This window comes from Kribbella sp. NPDC058693, from assembly GCF_042715335.1.
GTDB classification, from domain to species: Bacteria; Actinomycetota; Actinomycetes; order Propionibacteriales; family Kribbellaceae; genus Kribbella; species Kribbella jiaozuonensis.
In genome coordinates, this window is sequence record NZ_JBHXSQ010000003.1 from 91,713 (window position 1) to 107,559 (window position 15,847).

Annotated in this window: 12 protein-coding genes; 3 read left to right on the forward strand and 9 right to left on the reverse strand. The window is 68.2% G+C overall.

Going from position 1 to position 15,847, the window contains the following annotated elements; genetic code table 11:
• Positions 1 to 3: 3 nt before the first annotated feature.
• The 6 genes from lanKC to ACFWUU_RS18265 form a co-directional block, all read right to left on the reverse strand.
• A complete protein-coding gene (lanKC, locus tag ACFWUU_RS18240; protein ID WP_380176979.1) occupies positions 4 to 2,571 on the reverse strand; it encodes a class III lanthionine synthetase LanKC in 2,568 nt (855 codons plus the stop codon).
• 233 nt (positions 2,572 to 2,804) lie between these two features.
• On the reverse strand, positions 2,805 to 3,866 hold the full coding sequence (locus ACFWUU_RS18245) for an ABC transporter ATP-binding protein (RefSeq protein ID WP_380176980.1): 1,062 nt from the start codon (positions 3,864 to 3,866) through the stop codon (positions 2,805 to 2,807).
• The gene (modB, locus tag ACFWUU_RS18250) at positions 3,863 to 4,627 is read right to left on the reverse strand and encodes a molybdate ABC transporter permease subunit (protein ID WP_380176981.1); all 765 of its coding nucleotides are present in this window, start codon (positions 4,625 to 4,627) and stop codon (positions 3,863 to 3,865) included. The genes ACFWUU_RS18245 and modB overlap by 4 nt, the downstream gene beginning before the upstream one ends.
• A gap of 38 nt (positions 4,628 to 4,665) precedes the next feature.
• Positions 4,666 to 5,463, reverse strand: coding sequence for a molybdate ABC transporter substrate-binding protein (gene modA / locus ACFWUU_RS18255; protein ID WP_380176982.1), 798 nt, complete (start codon positions 5,461 to 5,463; stop codon positions 4,666 to 4,668).
• Complete coding sequence (locus ACFWUU_RS18260; RefSeq protein ID WP_137256435.1) at positions 5,463 to 5,858, reverse strand: molybdopterin-binding protein; 396 nt, start codon at positions 5,856 to 5,858, stop codon at positions 5,463 to 5,465. The genes modA and ACFWUU_RS18260 overlap by 1 nt, the downstream gene beginning before the upstream one ends.
• Before the next feature lie 96 nt (positions 5,859 to 5,954).
• A complete protein-coding gene (locus ACFWUU_RS18265; RefSeq protein WP_380176983.1) occupies positions 5,955 to 7,178 on the reverse strand; it encodes an RNA-guided endonuclease InsQ/TnpB family protein in 1,224 nt (407 codons plus the stop codon).
• 61 nt (positions 7,179 to 7,239) lie between these two features.
• Here ACFWUU_RS18265 and ACFWUU_RS18270 point away from each other — a divergent pair, with 61 nt between their 5' ends.
• Both ACFWUU_RS18270 and ACFWUU_RS18275 read left to right on the forward strand, forming a co-directional pair.
• The gene (locus tag ACFWUU_RS18270; protein ID WP_380176985.1) at positions 7,240 to 9,159 is read left to right on the forward strand and encodes an acyl-CoA dehydrogenase; all 1,920 of its coding nucleotides are present in this window, start codon (positions 7,240 to 7,242) and stop codon (positions 9,157 to 9,159) included.
• Complete coding sequence (locus tag ACFWUU_RS18275; protein WP_134109944.1) at positions 9,152 to 9,778, forward strand: hypothetical protein; 627 nt, start codon at positions 9,152 to 9,154, stop codon at positions 9,776 to 9,778. Before ACFWUU_RS18270 ends, ACFWUU_RS18275 begins: the two co-directional genes overlap by 8 nt.
• 443 nt (positions 9,779 to 10,221) lie before the next feature.
• On the opposite strand, the gene ACFWUU_RS18280 is transcribed toward ACFWUU_RS18275, so the two are convergent.
• Positions 10,222 to 10,860, reverse strand: coding sequence for a LuxR C-terminal-related transcriptional regulator (locus tag ACFWUU_RS18280; RefSeq protein ID WP_380176987.1), 639 nt, complete (start codon positions 10,858 to 10,860; stop codon positions 10,222 to 10,224).
• Entirely contained in the window at positions 10,848 to 12,749 is a 1,902-nt protein-coding gene (locus tag ACFWUU_RS18285) for a histidine kinase (RefSeq protein WP_380176989.1), read from the reverse strand. The genes ACFWUU_RS18280 and ACFWUU_RS18285 overlap by 13 nt, the downstream gene beginning before the upstream one ends.
• Positions 12,750 to 12,897: 148 nt before the next feature.
• Between ACFWUU_RS18285 and ACFWUU_RS18290 the strand changes: the two genes are divergently transcribed.
• The gene (locus ACFWUU_RS18290) at positions 12,898 to 13,203 is read left to right on the forward strand and encodes a hypothetical protein (protein ID WP_380176991.1); all 306 of its coding nucleotides are present in this window, start codon (positions 12,898 to 12,900) and stop codon (positions 13,201 to 13,203) included.
• Here the strand turns inward: ACFWUU_RS18290 and ACFWUU_RS18295 are convergent, their stop codons facing one another.
• Positions 13,204 to 15,807, reverse strand: a complete 2,604-nt coding sequence (locus ACFWUU_RS18295) for a bifunctional FO biosynthesis protein CofGH (RefSeq protein ID WP_380179027.1) — start codon at positions 15,805 to 15,807, stop codon at positions 13,204 to 13,206.
• Positions 15,808 to 15,847: the final 40 nt, after the last annotated feature.

Below are 15,847 nucleotides of genomic sequence, written 5' to 3' on the forward strand. Positions count from 1 at the left end.
TGTTTACACCTCCTTCGGTGTAGATCGTCGGGACATGGACTCGGACCACTGGGGAGGTCCGAGGAACGGGAGGGCGACCGGCGCGTCGTGCAGCGCCGCACCCAGGGCCAGCAGTACGCCGGCCGATCCGGTCGCCAGGTCCATCGAGAGACGGAGCAGCTGGTTGCCCGGGTACGCGAGGCCGCCTTCGAACGGCATCGCGTGCCAGCCGAGACCGTGCACGAGGTCGTCGACCGTCGCCTGGTCCTCGCCGAGTGCTGCGGCGGTGAGGAGCAGGCCGGCGCGACCCATGAACAGGCCGGGCTGGACGTAGTAATCGCAGTGCGTCACTCGCTTCAGCTCGCTGAGCGTGGCCGCGAGCTCTTCGGACGGACGGTGGCGCAGGTACCGCTCGAGGACGAGCGCGACGCCGGCCGAGCCTTCTTCGAGGTACGGCAGCGTCCGCCAGCCCTGGTTGACCTGGCGCATCCCGTCCTCGGTCAGCACGGTCCGCTTGAGGTCCTGCCGGATCGCGATCTCGGCGAGGTCCAGCAGACCGGTGTCGCCGAGCTGCTCGAACGCGTTGAGGAACAACAGCGCCGGCCCGGACGATCCGTACATCAGCCCGGCCCGCGCGTGCTGCCCGCCGCTGATCTCCGGTACGTCGACCTGCAGCCGATCGGCAACCAGATCGAGCACACGGACGGCCTTGGCGCGGAGCGTCGGCTCGGTGTCGAAGTACAGGAGGTTGAGACCGATGCCGGCCAGGCCGGAGTGCAGGCCGAGCTCGCGGGAGCTCCAGTCGTCGGCGAGCGTACGGTCGACCAGGTCGAGCGCGTCCTGCCGATAGCCGAGGTCGTCGAGGACATGGGCGACACCATGCAGACCGTCGTAGAGGCCCGGTCCGGTCGCTGTGTCGATGGCGCGCTTGCGCAGCCATTCGTCGTACTGCGGGAATCGGGCGCCGGTCTTGCTCAGCGCGTAGAGCACGCCGGCCGCGCCGGTCGCGAGGTCGATGCCGCCGCCGTCGCGGAACTGCGCGATGTCACCGGGGAACAGCCGGTCGGTGCGCTCGGGCGTCGCGCTGGCGACGATGGCTTTGGTGAGCGCGTCGCGTACGTCGGTCCACTCGGCCTCGCCGGGCAGCGCCAGGTCGACCATCGCCGGGTCGTGCGTCTTGCCCGGGCCGACGATGGTCTTGACGGCGTCGTCGAGCGTGGCGCGCGGTACCGGGAAGGTGTCGGCGACCATGTCGGCGAGCTGGAACGCCTTGCCGGGATGGAGATTGAGCAGGATCGTTGCCTGCGGCGCGTAAACGCCGAGCGCGATGCAGGCCAGTGCGTACCGGTCGACGTCGACGCCTTGCCGGTCCTGCGGAGCGGCGTACCCGGGATGGGCCAGCGTCGAACGGGCCTGGTCCTCGACCTTGGTCGCGACCTCGAAGTCGATCAGGGTCAGCTTGCCGCCGGCGTCGAGCAGCAGGTTGTCCGGGTGCAGGTCGCAGAACACGACACCGCGCTCGTGCAGCTGACCGACGGCCTCCGCGACCTTGGCGATCATCGCGGTCGCCCATTCGGCGTACTCCGCCTTGTCCGCCTCGGTCGCATCCGGGTGGGTCAGCGGATACCGCCGTACCAGCTCGCGTTGCAGGGACACCGAGTCGATGTGCTCCTGCACGAGGAAGTGATGCTCGCCGAGCTGCAGGTAATCGTGGGTCTTCGGTACGGCGTCGAGGCCGTCGAGCTGCTCGAGGATGTCGCGCTCGTGGGCGATCCGCGCGACCGCGTCCCGTCCGGCCATGTCGAGACCGGCGTGCGGACGACCTTCCTTGAGTACGACGAGGGCGCCGGTCTCGTTGTGGTGGCCGACGTACACGCCGCCGCCGTTGGAGAACTGGATGACGCCGTCGACCGAGTACGCGAGGTCGTTGGTCGTGACCGCGTTGCGCGCGTCGAGGTGCGGCTGGAGGAAGTCCGGCAGCGGGATCCATGGCGGTGTGACGAAGGTCGGGCCGCGGTGGTCCGGGACAAGGTTGCCCTGGGCATCTCCGATGGCGAGAACGCGCTCGCCGGTCGGAGACAGGCAGTGCCGGCTGACGAAAGCGCCGTACCGGACGAAGAGCGGACCTTGCGCGTAGCGCAGATCGCTCAGGATATAAGGGCCCTCGACGCCGGCGAGGATCTCGTTGAGCTCCTTGAGCACGAGCTCGAGCTGCGCGTCGTCGGTCGGGTAGATCGTCACCAGCTTGCCGCTCGACCCGCGGGGAGCAGCCTTCGAGTTGACCATCACCAGGACGGCTTCGTTGCGCAAGAATTTGAACGCGATGCCGCGCGGGACGCAGTACTCCCACACCGCCTCGAGCGTCCGCTGCACATCCTGCAACCGCGCCGACACGTGGATCTTCCAGCCCTGCTTGGGCAAACGAAGGCCCTCGGGGGCGTAGTGCATCCACTGCTCACCCGGCACATGCCGCCATCCGTCCGGAACCGCTCTGTTGGCGACAGCAAAATCCGGATGCTGAGCACCACGATTGGCCGGCGTCTCGTAGAACCGCCGATCCGCAAGGCAGTAGAACTCGTAACTCTCATGCATGACTGTCCGACCCCCTTTCGTGGCGCCCCGCCACATCTTGGGCGCCGCCGTAGGGCTCGGCGTAGTGCACGATGTCATCACTCTCGTGTGAAGAACCCACACACTACGAGTGAGTAACTAAACACTCTTCGTTACCGTACTGCGCATCCTGAGCGCAAATCCCCCCGTAACAACATGTCAATCCACGACAACCCCATCACGGCCCGTAACCTCCTCGGACCTCCCTCGTGGGACTACACCGGATAGGTGTGGACCTCGGTGGCCTTCAGGGTGGCTTGGAGGGTTTGGCCGGGGGTTAGGTGGAGGTCGGCTACGGCTGCCGGGGTTATGTCGGCGAGGAGGTCGGCTGGGCCGGTGGGGGAGGCGTTCAGGCGGACCCGGACGGTGTGGGCGTGTTGTTCTATGCCGGTGACGACTGCGGGCCAGGTGTTGCGGGGGCTGCCGCCTGGCGCGCTCGGGTACAGGCTGACTGCGGTCGGTGGGAAGGCGACGTGAACCGGACCTGTGGCTGGTTCGGCGAGGGTTATGGTGCCGCCTTCGGGCAGGGTGACGGTGGTGTTGGTGGCGGTGCCTCGGTAGAGGTTTAGGCCTACTAGTTGGGCTACGTAGTTGGTGCGGGGGCGGTGGGCTACCTCGGTGGGTTTGCCTTCCTGGACTACCTGGCCGTTCTCGATGATGACCAGGCGGTCGGCCAGGACCATGGCGTCGAGAGGGTCATGTGTGACGAGCAGGGTGCGGCCCTCGAAGCGGTGGAGGTGTTGGCCTAGTTCGGCTCGGACGTGGAGGGTGGTGCTGGCGTCCAGGGCGGCCAGTGGTTCGTCAAGGAGGAGTAGCTCGGGGTCGGTGGCCAGTGCGCGGGCCAGGGCTACGCGTTGGGCTTGGCCGCCGGACAGGGCGCGAGGGCGGGTACGGGCGTACTCCGACAGCCCGACGGTCTCCAGCCAGCGGGCGGCCTCTGAGCGGGCGGTCTGTTTCTCCACTCCACGGGCTCGGAGGCCGAACGCAACGTTCTCCAGGCAGCTGAGGTGGTTGAAGAGGAGGTAGTCCTGGAAGACCACGCCGATCGGCCGCCGGTCGGGTGAGCGGAAGGTGCGCGGCGGCTCGTCCCAGACCGAGGAGTCCAGCGCGATACGTCCGCCGTCCAGCGCGAGCAGTCCGGCGATCGCACGGAGCGCAGTGGTCTTGCCGGCACCGTTAGGGCCGAGGAGTGCGACCACCTCGCCCGGCTCGACAGTGAGGTCCAGCGACAACGCGAACGCACCACGCGTCACCTGCAGGTCGGCGTACAGAGTCATTGCAGCCCACTGATCCAGCGCTCGCGCAGAGACGCCAGTACGACGACGGAGACCAACAGCAGCACCAGACTCAGTACGACGGCCACATCCGGATCGGTCTCCAACGCCAGATAGACGGCCAGCGGCATAGTCGTCGTACGGCCAGGGAAGTTGCCTGCAAACGTGATGGTGGCGCCGAACTCACCCAGTGCGCGCGCCCAGCACAGCACGGTCCCCGCCACGATCCCAGGAGCGATCGACGGAAGCGTCACTCGCCGGAACGTCGTCCAGCGACCCGCACCGAGAGTGGCGGCCGCCTCCTCGTACCGCGGGTCGGCCGCACGCAGCGCGCCCTCCACAGAGATCACCAGGAACGGCATAGCCACAAAGGCCTCCGCCACGATCACGCCGGCAGTTGTGAACGGCAAGGAGATCCCGAACCACGAGTCGAGGTACTGGCCGACCAGACCGCGCCGCCCAAGGACCAGCAGCAACGCAACCCCACCAACCACCGGCGGCAGCACCAGAGGCACCGTCACGAACGCCCGGATCACGCTACGCCCCGGCAGTCCACCCCGCGCCAGCAACCACGCCAACGGAACGCCCAGCACCAGACAGACCGCAGTGGCAGACGTAGCGCACACCAGCGACAACCTCAGCGCCTGCCAGACGTCCGCACTGTGCAGCTTGGCCGGCAGCGTCGACCAGGGCGCCTTGGCGAGCAGGCCGACGAGCGGGATCAGCAGGAACGCGAGCCCGATCAGAGCGGGCAGCAGGAGCACGAGGGGCAGACGCCCGCTCGTACTCCTGCCACGACGACTCACGGTGCGGAGAAGCCCGCTGCGCTCAGGACTGCCTTGCCCTTGTCGGACAGAACGTAGTCGACGAACGCCTGGGCGCCGGCCGCGTTCGGAGCCTTGGTCAGCGTGGCGATCGGGTACTCGTTGACGGCCTTGCTCGCTTCCGGGAACTCGATGCCCTCGACCTTGTCCTTGGCGGACAGTACGTCGGTCTTGTAGACCAGCGCGGCGTCGACCTCACCGAGCCCGACCTTGGTCAGCGCGGCCTTCACGTCCTGCTCGAGGCTGTCCGGCTGCGGGGTGATACCCGTTGCCTTGAACACCTTGTCGGCCGCCGCGCCACAGGGGACCTGGACGGCGCACAGTGCGATCTTCTTGTTCTTGTCGCCGAAGTCCTTGAGTCCGGTGATCTTGCCCGGGTTCCCCTTCGGTACGGCGATCTCGAGCGTGTTGCTGACGAAGTTCGTCGCGGTGCCCTTGTCCTTCACGTCGTCCATGTTCTTCGGCGCCGCCGAGGCGAACACGTCCGCGGGCGCACCCTCGTTGATCTGCTTGGCGAGCGCGGAGCTGCCGGCGAAGTTGAAGGTCACCTTCGTGCCCGGGTTCGCGGCCTCGAAGTCCTTGCCCAGCTGGGTGAACGTCCCGGTCAGCGAGGCCGCCGCGAACACGTTGATGGTGCCGGACACGGCCGGCGTGCTGCTGGAGCTGCTGGAGCTGCTCGAAGGCGAGGACGACGCGGCCGGGCTGTCGTCGCCGCAGCCGGCCATGGTGAGCGCGGCGACTGTGGCGAGGGCGGCGAGCGCGGTACGACGGAACATCAGGCCTCCGGTATCTCTACGACGACATGGGTGGACTTGATCGACGCGACGGCCACCACGCCAGGCTCCAGCCCGAGCTCGTCCGCGGCCTCACGACTCATCAGCGACACGACGCGGAACGGCCCGGCCTGCATCTCGACCTGGGCCATCACGCCGTCCTTCAGCACGCGGGTGACGATCCCGCGCATCCGGTTGCGCGCCGAGGCGGCGGTGGTGTGGCCGGGCTCCGGGGAGTCGGCCATCTTCTGGGCGAACGCGGCGAGCGCTTGCCCGTCAACGGCCATCCGGCCGTTCTCCTGCTTCGACGGCAACCGCCCCTGATCGATCCAGCGACGAACCGTGTCGTCACTGACCCCCAGAAGCGCGGCTGCCTCACTTACCCGCAAGTTCGGCACGGTACACAGCATACTGCCGCACCTGCGGATTGATGCCAGATTATCCACATTGACGTCCTCCTCGCCGCGGGCGTCGAGGATGTTCGCCGGGCTACGTCAGGGAGCCGAGCGATGGTTCACGCTTCGCAGAGAGCAGTCCTTCGCTCTCTCGACGTGCATGACCGCCCGTCCGGCGGCGATGTTGACAGCTGCATTGATGTCGGCGTGATCGCGGTGGCCGCACGACATGCACCGAAACGCTTGGCTCTCGCGGTTCTCGGGTGTGCAGTGGCCGCAGCGGGAACACGTTTGGCTGGTGTAGGCGGGGTTGACCTTCTCGACTCGACCGCCGGCTTTGTCCTCGAGGCGCCGGACCAGCAGTCCCCAGGCGCTGGCCAGGATCTCTCGGTTCAGACCTGCCTTGGCTCGGCGCTTGTTCGGCAAGAAGACCCCGCGCCTCAGCGGATCTGGTTTCGGACGTGGCCGCCGCGTCAGTTGCGCGACTTTGAGATCCTCGACGCGGATGACATCGAAACGGCGCGCGAGCTGGGTCGAGAGCTTCTCGACCCAGTCTTTCCGCCGGTCCGTGGCCCGGGCGTGCAGCTTCGCAATCGCTGTTCGTACACGTCTCCTGCGGTTCGAGCCCGGTTCGGCTCGGGCAAGCCGTCGCTGGAGGTGCGTCAGGTGGCGGCTCTCGGATGTCGAAAGCCTGGGACAGTTCAGGAGTTCTCCGGTTGACAGCGCCGCGGACACGGTCACGCCTCGGTCCACTCCGACGATGGCGCCTGTATTCGGCGGTGGGATCGTGGGTGGAACGGCGGCGAACGCAATGTGCCAACGTCCCGCTCGGTCACGATTGATCCGGTATGACTTGGCCCTCGGAAGCGACCGGCTGAGCCGGAAGTGGACCCAGCCGACCTTTGGGATCAGAACGCGTGCGGACTTTCCGCTCAGCTGTTCGACGCGGCCGGCCTGCGGCCCGACGATGCGAAACCCTTCGTGGCGCCCGGCCGTCCGCCAGGTGGGTCGGCCATGGGTGCCGGCGAAGTAGTTCCGGCACGCCTGGTCGAAGTCGCGCAACGCCTGCTGCTGAACGGTCGACGAACCTGCGCGCAGCCAGTCGAAAGCTCCGCGCGCTTCGGCCAGTTGCCGAGTCTGTTCCACGAATCTCGGCGTCGGCCCCAGATCTCGCCGCCACATCGACCATTGCTCGTTTGCCAGGTTCCAGATGTATCGAGCATGAGCGCAGTGAAGCAGCAGGCCGGCTGCCTGCGCCGGCGTCGGATACATGCGATAGCGCGACACGGTGATCAGGTAACCGCACGCCATGGACAGTTTCACGAACGGTGCGACGCGGTTCGCCTTTCCTCGACTCCGGAGGTTCCCGACCTATCGTTTGGGGATGACATCGGGGATGCGGGACTACTTGGACGGGCCGCACAAGGCGGCGCGGGACGTTGTGCGGGGGCGGTTGGCCGCGCACGCGGAATTGGCGGATCTGGCGGTGCGGTTGCCGCGGGACGAGTATCGCGACAAGGTGCTCGAGTTGTTGCTGGAGTCGGCTGTGGACGGGCTGCCTGCGCGTGGGTATCCGAAGGAGTACGGCGGTGAGGGTGATCTCGGCGGGTTCATCGCGGGGTTCGAGACGCTTGCGTTCGGTGACCTTTCGCTGATGGTGAAGGCGGGCGTGCAGTTCGGGCTGTTCGCCGGCGCGATCCTGCATCTCGGGACGGAGAAGCACCACGAGCGCTACCTGGCGGATGCGGTCAGCGGGCGGTTGCTCGGTTGCTTCGCGATGACGGAGACCGGCCACGGGTCGAACGTGCAGGCGCTCGGCACGACGGCGACGTACGACGAAGCGACGGGAGAGTTCGTCGTCCACACACCGACGGAGGAGGCGCGGAAGGATTACATCGGTAACGCGGCGCGGCATGGGCGGATGGCGGCGGTGTTCGCGCAGCTTGTCGTTGGTGGTGAGAGACATGGCGTGCACTGCCTGCTGGTGCCGATCCGGGACGAGGACGGTACGGCGCTGCCGGGCGTGACGCTGTCGGACTGCGGGCCCAAGCTCGGGCTGAACGGCGTCGACAACGGGCGGATCGTGTTCGACCAGGTCCGGGTGCCGCGCGATGCCCTGCTGGACCGCTATGCCCAGGTTGATGCCGACGGCAACTACACGAGCGCGATCGAGAACCCGGACCGGCGATTCTTCACGATGCTCGGGACGCTCGTGCAGGGACGCGTGTCCGTCGGCGGCGCAGCGATCAACGCGAGCAAGGTGGCACTGACGATCGCGATCAGGTACGGCGATCAGCGGCGTCAGTTCGGCGCTCCGGGGAGTGCAGAGGAGACGGTCCTGCTCGACTACCGGATGCACCAGCGGCGATTGTTGCCGTTGCTCGCCCGGACGTATGCGTTGCACTTCGCGCAGGCCGAGCTGGTCGAGCAGTTCGCGCGGGTGTTCAACGACGATCGCGACGAGCACGACCGGCGGGCGCTGGAGGCGCAGGCGGCCGGGACGAAGGCGCTCGGGACGTGGCATGCGACCGAGACGATCCAGATGTGTCGCGAGGCATGTGGCGGCGCCGGATACCTGGCGGAGAATCGGCTGGCCACGTTGAAGGCGGACACAGATGTGTTCACCACCTTCGAAGGCGACAACACGGTCCTGCTGCAGCTCGTGGCGAAGGGTTTGCTGACGGACTACCGGGAGTCCTTCGGCAAGCTCGACCCGCTCAGTACGGCGCGGTTCGTCGCGGCGCAGGCGGTGGAGATCGCGGTCGAGAAGGCTGCGCTGCGACCGGTGATCGAGCGGCTGCGGGACGTCGTACCGAATCGGAGTGATGCGGCGGATCCGGATGCGGGGTTGCGGGACGATGCGTACCACTCGGGTCTGTTGCGGTTCCGCGAGGAGCACATGTTGTCCGGGGTGGCGCGGCGCTTGAAGGCCGGGATCGATGCGGGTGATGAGCCGTTCGACGTGTTCAACCGGTGCCAGGACCACGTGATCGCGGCAGGGCGGGCGCATGTCGACCGCGTCGTCCTGGAGGCGTTCCAGGCGGCGGTGCAGGATGCGCCGGAGGAGCTCCGGCCGCGGCTGCATGACCTGTACGACCTGCATGCGCTGGCAACGATCGAGGCAGAGCGCGCGTGGTACCTCGAGCACGGGCGGCTGTCGGCGGGGCGTTCGAAGGCGATCACCGCGCTGGTGAACGAGTTGTGCGCGGCCGTCCGGCCCGCGGCGGTGGAGCTCGTCGACGCGTTCGGAGTACCGGGCTCAGCAGTGGAGGTGCCGATGGTTGTACCGTCGCAGCATGAGTGAGTCGATCGAACCCGCGTCGGCTGCCGAAGCCGCCCGCGAACTCGCCCGGGTACTGCTTGAGCAAGCCGATGCTCTGGACCTGCACGACCTGCGGGCCACCGGCGCGATCGAGAACGTCCGGGTCCAGGCCCGGGCGCTCGCGGACGCTGTCCACGAACGAGGCTGGGGCGACATCTTCCTCGGGATCGACTCGTACGACCCCGACGAGCTGGACGACCTGCCCCTGGGGCCGGACGACTTCGACGACCCGGCGGACTACCGGGAGATCGTCGAGGGCGGTGGTCTGGACGACCTCGAGGAGCTCGGGGAGCCGCTGCTGCCCGAGGACGGTGTCCGACTGAGCTACCAGGCGCGCTACGACTACGTGGTGACCGACCCGGAGGCCTTCGTGCAGTACGTGCGGAGCCGCGCGGACGAGGCGCAGAACGACGAAGTGATCGACGACATCGAGGATGCGCAGTCGGCGTTCGAGCTGCTCTGCTACCTGGACGGGCTGGGCTCGAAGGAGTACGAGTCGTTCGGGCTGATCCCGGGCGGCGGCGAGGAATCGCACAAGGTGGTCGAGTTCTCCCTGTGGGACCTGGACCCGACCCGGCGCGACGACACCTACCCCTACTAGAAGCATCCGGAAATGGAACTTCCCCGCTGTACTGGTCCCCAGCAGCACCAGTACGGCGAGGAAGTCTCCACAAAAAAACGCCGACCGTGCCGGACGTTGGTCGCCACCACACTGGCGACCAACGCCCGACCGGCACGGCCGGCGTCCTGCTGTTGCCCCGAGAGGGCAAGTGGCCCGAAGGAGGGTGGGCCCGAAGCTCATTCCGAGGCCGGCAGGGGAGGTACAGTCCGGTCGCGGACGGGAGTTCGTCGGGAACCACCTGGACCCGGTGCCGGCGACCCGTCCGTCGCCGACAAGAGAACGTTGTCACGGGGCCGCTACTACCGGGAATCATCCGGTTCAAACATTTGCATTGCCTTTGAAGTAGGCAACGCTCAGTGAAACTTCCCTCACTTTCCGTGCAGATGTTGCCTTCTGCAACAACTAACCACTCGTCAAGACATTCACTGACGCAGCTGGGTGAGGACGGCGAGCACGCGGCGGTGGGTGTCCGGCGCCTCGTCGATGCGGAGCTTCTGGAAGATGCTGCGCATATGGCTCTCGACCGTCCGCTCGGCGAGCACGAGGTGCGCGGCGATCGCACTGTTGGAGCGCCCTTCCGCCACCAGCGCGAGCACCTCACGCTCTCGCGCCGACAACGCGGCCACCGGATCGTCGATACGCGTCGGCGTCACCAGCGCGGCGACAATCGCAGGGTCGAGCGCGGAGCCGCCGTCCACGACCCGGCGCATCGCGTCGAGGAAGTCCCCGACGCGGAGTACTCGATCCTTCAGCAGATAACCGAACCCGCCGGTGCCGACCAGCCCGACCACATGACGCGTCTCGATGTGCTGCGACAGCATGAGGATCGGCCGTGCCGGCGACTCCGCCCGAAGGATCACGGCCGCCCGCGCGCCGTCGTCGGTCATCGTCGGCGGCATCCGTACGTCGATGATGGTCAGATCGGGATCGACCGCGCGCACCACGTCGACCAGTTCGTCCGCGGCGTCCGCCGTACCGACCACGTCGTGGCCGTTCTCGGTGAGCAGGCGGCTCAAACCCTCACGAAACAAGGCGGAATCCTCGCCGATCACGATGCGCATGGGATCTCCACCGTGATCGAGGTCCCGGCGCCGGGCGGACTGTCCACCGTGAACTCCCCGCCGACCGAGGCGACTCGGTCTCGCAATGACGTCAGCCCGAACCCTTCCTTCGCCCCGCCCACACCGTCGTCGCGCACCACCGCGCGCAGTACCTGATCCGTCAGCCCGACCGAGATCGAGATCCGGGTCGCCCGCGCGTGCTTGAGCGCGTTGGCGATCGCCTCACCGACAGTGAAGTAGACGGTTGTGGCGGCGCCCTCGCCGACCTCCAGCTCGGGTACGACGAGGTCGACCGGCAGCGTGCTGTCCGCGACCAGGTGTCGCAGCGCCACCGCGAGACCGTCATCGAGCCGACTCGGCCGCACCCCGTGCGCGATCCGCCGCAGCTCCGCGACGGTCTCCTCCAGCGTCTCGACCACCTCATCGAGCTCGCGGTACGCCGGTATACCGGGCTCGAGCTGGTACTGCACGGACCGCAGCCGCATCCCGATCGCGATCAACTGCTGCTGGGCGCCGTCGTGCAGGTCGCGCTCCAGCCGATGCCGCTCGGCGTTCACCTCGTCCATCAGTCGAGCCCGACTGGTCCGAACCTCAGCCAGCGCCTCCCGGAGCTCGAGCTGCAGTCGACTCACCTCGATCGGCAGGCGCGCTTCGACGACTGCTTCCCGAGCACGCCGTACTCGACGCGCAGACGTCGTACCGAGGACCAGGGCACCGACCACGGAATCGCCGGTCTGCAACGGGATCGCGCCGGCGGGCGGTTCGAGCTCGGAGCCGGGTCGTCGCAGCAGGACCTGCAGGCCGGGGTCGTCGAGGGCGGAGCGCAGTACGGCCTCGATCTGTTCCGGCTCGGCCTCGCCGTCGCGCACTCGCCGTACGAAGTCGCGGATCCGCGCCAGCGCGACCGTGCGATCCGGGTCGACCAACCGGCCGACCGTGCGATGGATCCAGTGGTAAACCGGAAGCAGGACCAGCGCGGTCACAAACGCGGCGGTCGTGACGCCGACCCGGTCGGGGAAGAACCCGCCGGCCGCGAGGACCACCGCCGCGAACACGCCCGCCGAGATCAGCGTCGTGACGAGCCAGCTCACGGTCGCGCCGAGCAGCCGATCGATGTCGAACAGGTCGTGCCGCAGGATCGCGACCGTGATCGCGCCCGGGACCAGCACCAGCATCGCGATCAGAAACCAGGTGTACGCCAAGCTGCCGGGCGCGCCCAGTGCGGTCGCCAACCAGCTCAGACCCAGCAGGATCGGTACGGCGACGGCCGCAGCCATCAGCCAGCGCAGCCGCTGCCGGGTGAGCTGGTCGCCGTGTCGATAACGCACAACGAGGCTGGACGCGGCCGAGAGCAACGTGGCCAGGAATGCCGCAAAGGCGATGACGATCAGGACAGCACGCGCCGCCGTGGTGTCGGTCTGCGCGGCGTCTTCGCGGGAGACGACGAAGTTCACCAGCGCCGCCGAAACCGGCATCGCCGCCCAGATCCATCGCCACAGCCGACCGGGGAGCAGGCCATCGGGGAACAGCAGGACCAACGTGACAAACCCGAGGAAGAGCCACGGCCAGGCGCCGACCGCGACCTTGTCGACAACGGATGCCCCCGGCCACGGACTCGAGGTCCGCGCCGACGAGCCCCAGTCCTCGACGGTGAAGACGAGCGCGGGGACGGTCGCGGTCAGCGCCAAAGCCGGGCCGATCGGACTCGCCGGAGCACGTACGACGACCAGCCAACCCAGCAGCAAGGCAGGGAGCAGCAGCGCGGTCGTGATCGGCCAGTCGGCCGGCTGCCCGATCGACCACGGGCCGTAGGCGAGCACCGCGCGTACGACGGCGGCCGCGACGAACAGGACCGTCGCGGCAGCGACCGAACGCCGACGCCGGGGCACATCCACATGATGACCGCGGACGGCCGCCCGCGCACCAGTGCCAGCACGTAGCGGCTGTCCACAGGCAAGATCCGGCGACAGCACCGATGCGGTACACCCACCGAGAAGGCGACCGTGAAGGAGTCAGCTACTCGAGGAGGGGACTCCGATGATTGCCATCGCCACCGTTCTGTTCGCCTTTCCGCTCGGATTCTTCCTGCGGAACCGCCTGTCCGCGTACGTCGCGTACATCGCGATCTTCGCCTACTGCTTCACGTTCCAGACGCTCTACCTGCTGAGGGCGTGGGTCGGCGACAGCCACCAGGCCTTCCCGACCGACCCGGAGACCCTGCCGCTCGGCTACCTCGGCGTCACCGCGGGGATCTACGCCGCAGGCTTCGTCCTCGTCACCGTTGGTCACCGGGTCGGGGCCAAGCGGCGTTCACGCGCCGTCGACCTCGACCCGGTGACGTGATCAGGCGAGTTCCAGCGAAGGGCGGGCCGGGACCTCGCCGTACGTCGTGGTGCGCTGCCGGGCCGGTCGTCCGGCAGCGGTCGCCATCGCGGTGAGTTCGGCGATCGACTTGCGGCTGCCGTGCTTGGAGCCGGCCATCCGGCTGATGGTCTCCTCCATCAGCGTGCCGCCGATGTCGTTGACGCCGCCGTTCAGTACGGCGACGCACCCGTCGACGCCGAGCTTCACCCACGAGCACTGGATGTTGTCGATCCGCCCGTGCAGCATGATCCGCGCCATCGCGTGCACCGCGCGGTTCTCGTCGTACGTCGGACCCGGGCGCGCGACCCCGGCCAGGTAGATCGGCGAGTTCTGGTGGATGAACGGCAGCAGCACGAACTCGGTGAACCCACCCGTTTGATCCTGGACGGCGGCGATCGTGCGCAGGTGCTGGACCCAGTGGTGCGGTGCGTCGACGTGGCCGTACATCATCGTCGAGCTGGACGGCAGGCCGACCTTGTGCGCCGTACTGATCACCTCGATCCAGCTTGCCGTGGGCAACTTTCCCTTGGTGAGGATCCAGCGCACGTCGTCGTCGAGGATCTCGGCGGCGGTACCGGGGATGCTGTCCAGGCCGGCCTCCTTCACCGAGATCAGGAACTCCTCGATCGACAGACCGGTGCGGACCGAGCCGTTCACGATCTCCATCGGGGAGTACGCGTGGACGTGCATCTCCGGCACGCGATCCTTGACCGCGCGCACGAGGTCGGCGTACGCCGTACCGGGGAGGTCGGGGTGGATACCGCCCTGCATGCAGACCTCGGTCGCGCCGATGACCCAGGCCTCCTCGGCGCGCTGGCCGACCTCGTCCATCGAGAGGGAGTAGGCGTCGGCGTCGGTACGGCGCTGGGCGAACGCGCAGAACCGGCAGCCGGTGTAGCAGACGTTGGTGAAGTTGATGTTCCGGTTCACCACGTAGGTGACGTCGTCGCCAACCGTTGCCTTACGCAAGTTGTCGGCGATGTGCGCAAGCTCGTCGAGCGCAGGCCCGGTCACGGTCATCAACGTCAGCGCCTGGGCGTCGGAGAGCCCGGCCGGGTCACGCTCGGCGGCGGCCAAGGCGGCTTTCACCTCGGCCGAGATCCGCTCGGGGGAGCTGGTGCCGGGAGCGGTCGGCCCGCCGGCCGATGTCCCGCCCACGCCGCCCACGCCTGCCACGCCTGCCGCGCCCGCCGCGCCTGCCGCGGCTGCTTCAGCGGCCGCTGCCTCTGCGGCTCGTCGGGCGGCGACGTCCTCGCGCAGTACATCCCAGTCGCCGTACGCGGCGTCGAAGTCCGAGCGGGTTTCAGTGCGGCGGCCCTCGGTGTCGATTGCGGTGTGGAGGTCGGTGCGGCCGACGCTGTCCCAGCCACCGTCCGGCTCCTGCCAGGGCAGGCCGTTCGGCTTGGCGTCCTCGTTGGCCAGGCCGGTGGCCGGGTCGACCAGTGCCTCGACGTGCGAGATCAGCCGCGGGTCCAACCACGGCTCACGCAGGTACTCTGGGTGCGCGGTGAGCCGCTCACGCAGTACGAAGCCCGCGTCGGCCGTCACCTTCGCCAGGTCGTCGATCTGGGGCCACGGGCGCTCCGGGTTCACGTGGTCCGGAGTCAGCGGCGACACCCCGCCGAAGTCATCCACGCCGGCGTCGAGCAGCGCACGGCACTCGGCCAGGTCAACCAGGTTCGGCGGCGCCTGCACCCGGACCCGCGGCCCGAGCACGATCCGCGTGACCGCGATCGCGGCCAGCCACTCGTCCAGCGGTACGTCGGCGTCGTTGCGCATCGCCGTGTCCGGCTTCACCCGGAACCCCTGGATGATGACCTCCTGGATCCCGTTGTACTGCCGTGCAACCTTGCGCAGCGCGAAGATCGAGTCCGCCCGCTCGGGCAGCGTCTCGCCGATCCCGATCAGCAGTCCGGTCGTGAACGGCACGTTCGACCGACCCGCATCCTCCAGCACCCGCAGCCGGATCGCCGGGTCCTTGTCCGGCGACCCGAAGTGCGGCTGTCCCTTCTCCTCGAACAGCCGCCGCGAGGTGGTCTCCAGCATCATCCCCATGCTCGGCGCGACCGGCTTCAACCGCTGCAGGTCCTGCCACGACATCACGCCCGGGTTCAGGTGGGGCAGCAGCCCGGTCTCCTCGAGGACCCGGATCGCCATCGCCCGCACGTAGTCCAGCGTGCTGTCGTACCCGGCCTCCTCCAGCCACTGCCGTGCCGCGTCCCAACGGTCCTCGGGCGCATCGCCCAGCGTGAACAGCGCCTCCTTGCAGCCCAGTGCCGCTCCCTGCCGCGCGATCTCCAGCACCTCGTCCGGCGACAGGTACGGCGCGTGCACGCGGCCCGGCGTCGTCGCAAACGTGCAGTAGTGGCAGCGGTCCCGGCACAGCCGGGTCAGCGGGATGAAGACCTTCTTCGAGTACGTGACGATGCCGGGCCGGCCGGCGTCGGCCAGGCCCTGGTCGCGGACGCGGGCCGCGGTCGCCATCAGTGCGGTCAGCGCGTCGCCGCTCGCGCCGAGCAGCACCTCCGCCTCCGCCGGGTCGAGGGTCTTGCCGTCGTCCGCGCGCTTCAACGCGCGCCGCATCGCAGTACTGAAATCGTTGGCCACGAAATCCGAGCCTAAG

Excerpts from the sequence above, each read along its gene's own strand:
- modA (WP_380176982.1), bottom strand. The coding sequence starts at position 5,463 with ATGTTCCGTCGTACCGCGCTCGCCGCCCTCGCCACAGTCGCCGCGCTC.
- ACFWUU_RS18245 (WP_380176980.1), bottom strand. The coding sequence starts at position 3,866 with ATGACTCTGTACGCCGACCTGCAGGTGACGCGTGGTGCGTTCGCGTTG.
- ACFWUU_RS18275 (WP_134109944.1), top strand. The coding sequence starts at position 9,152 with ATGAGTGAGTCGATCGAACCCGCGTCGGCTGCCGAAGCCGCCCGCGAA.
- ACFWUU_RS18280 (WP_380176987.1), bottom strand. The coding sequence starts at position 10,860 with ATGCGCATCGTGATCGGCGAGGATTCCGCCTTGTTTCGTGAGGGTTTG.
- lanKC (WP_380176979.1), bottom strand. The coding sequence starts at position 2,571 with ATGCATGAGAGTTACGAGTTCTACTGCCTTGCGGATCGGCGGTTCTAC.
- ACFWUU_RS18295 (WP_380179027.1), bottom strand. The coding sequence starts at position 15,807 with ATGCGGCGCGCGTTGAAGCGCGCGGACGACGGCAAGACCCTCGACCCG.
- ACFWUU_RS18270 (WP_380176985.1), top strand. The coding sequence starts at position 7,240 with ATGACATCGGGGATGCGGGACTACTTGGACGGGCCGCACAAGGCGGCG.
- ACFWUU_RS18290 (WP_380176991.1), top strand. The coding sequence starts at position 12,898 with ATGATTGCCATCGCCACCGTTCTGTTCGCCTTTCCGCTCGGATTCTTC.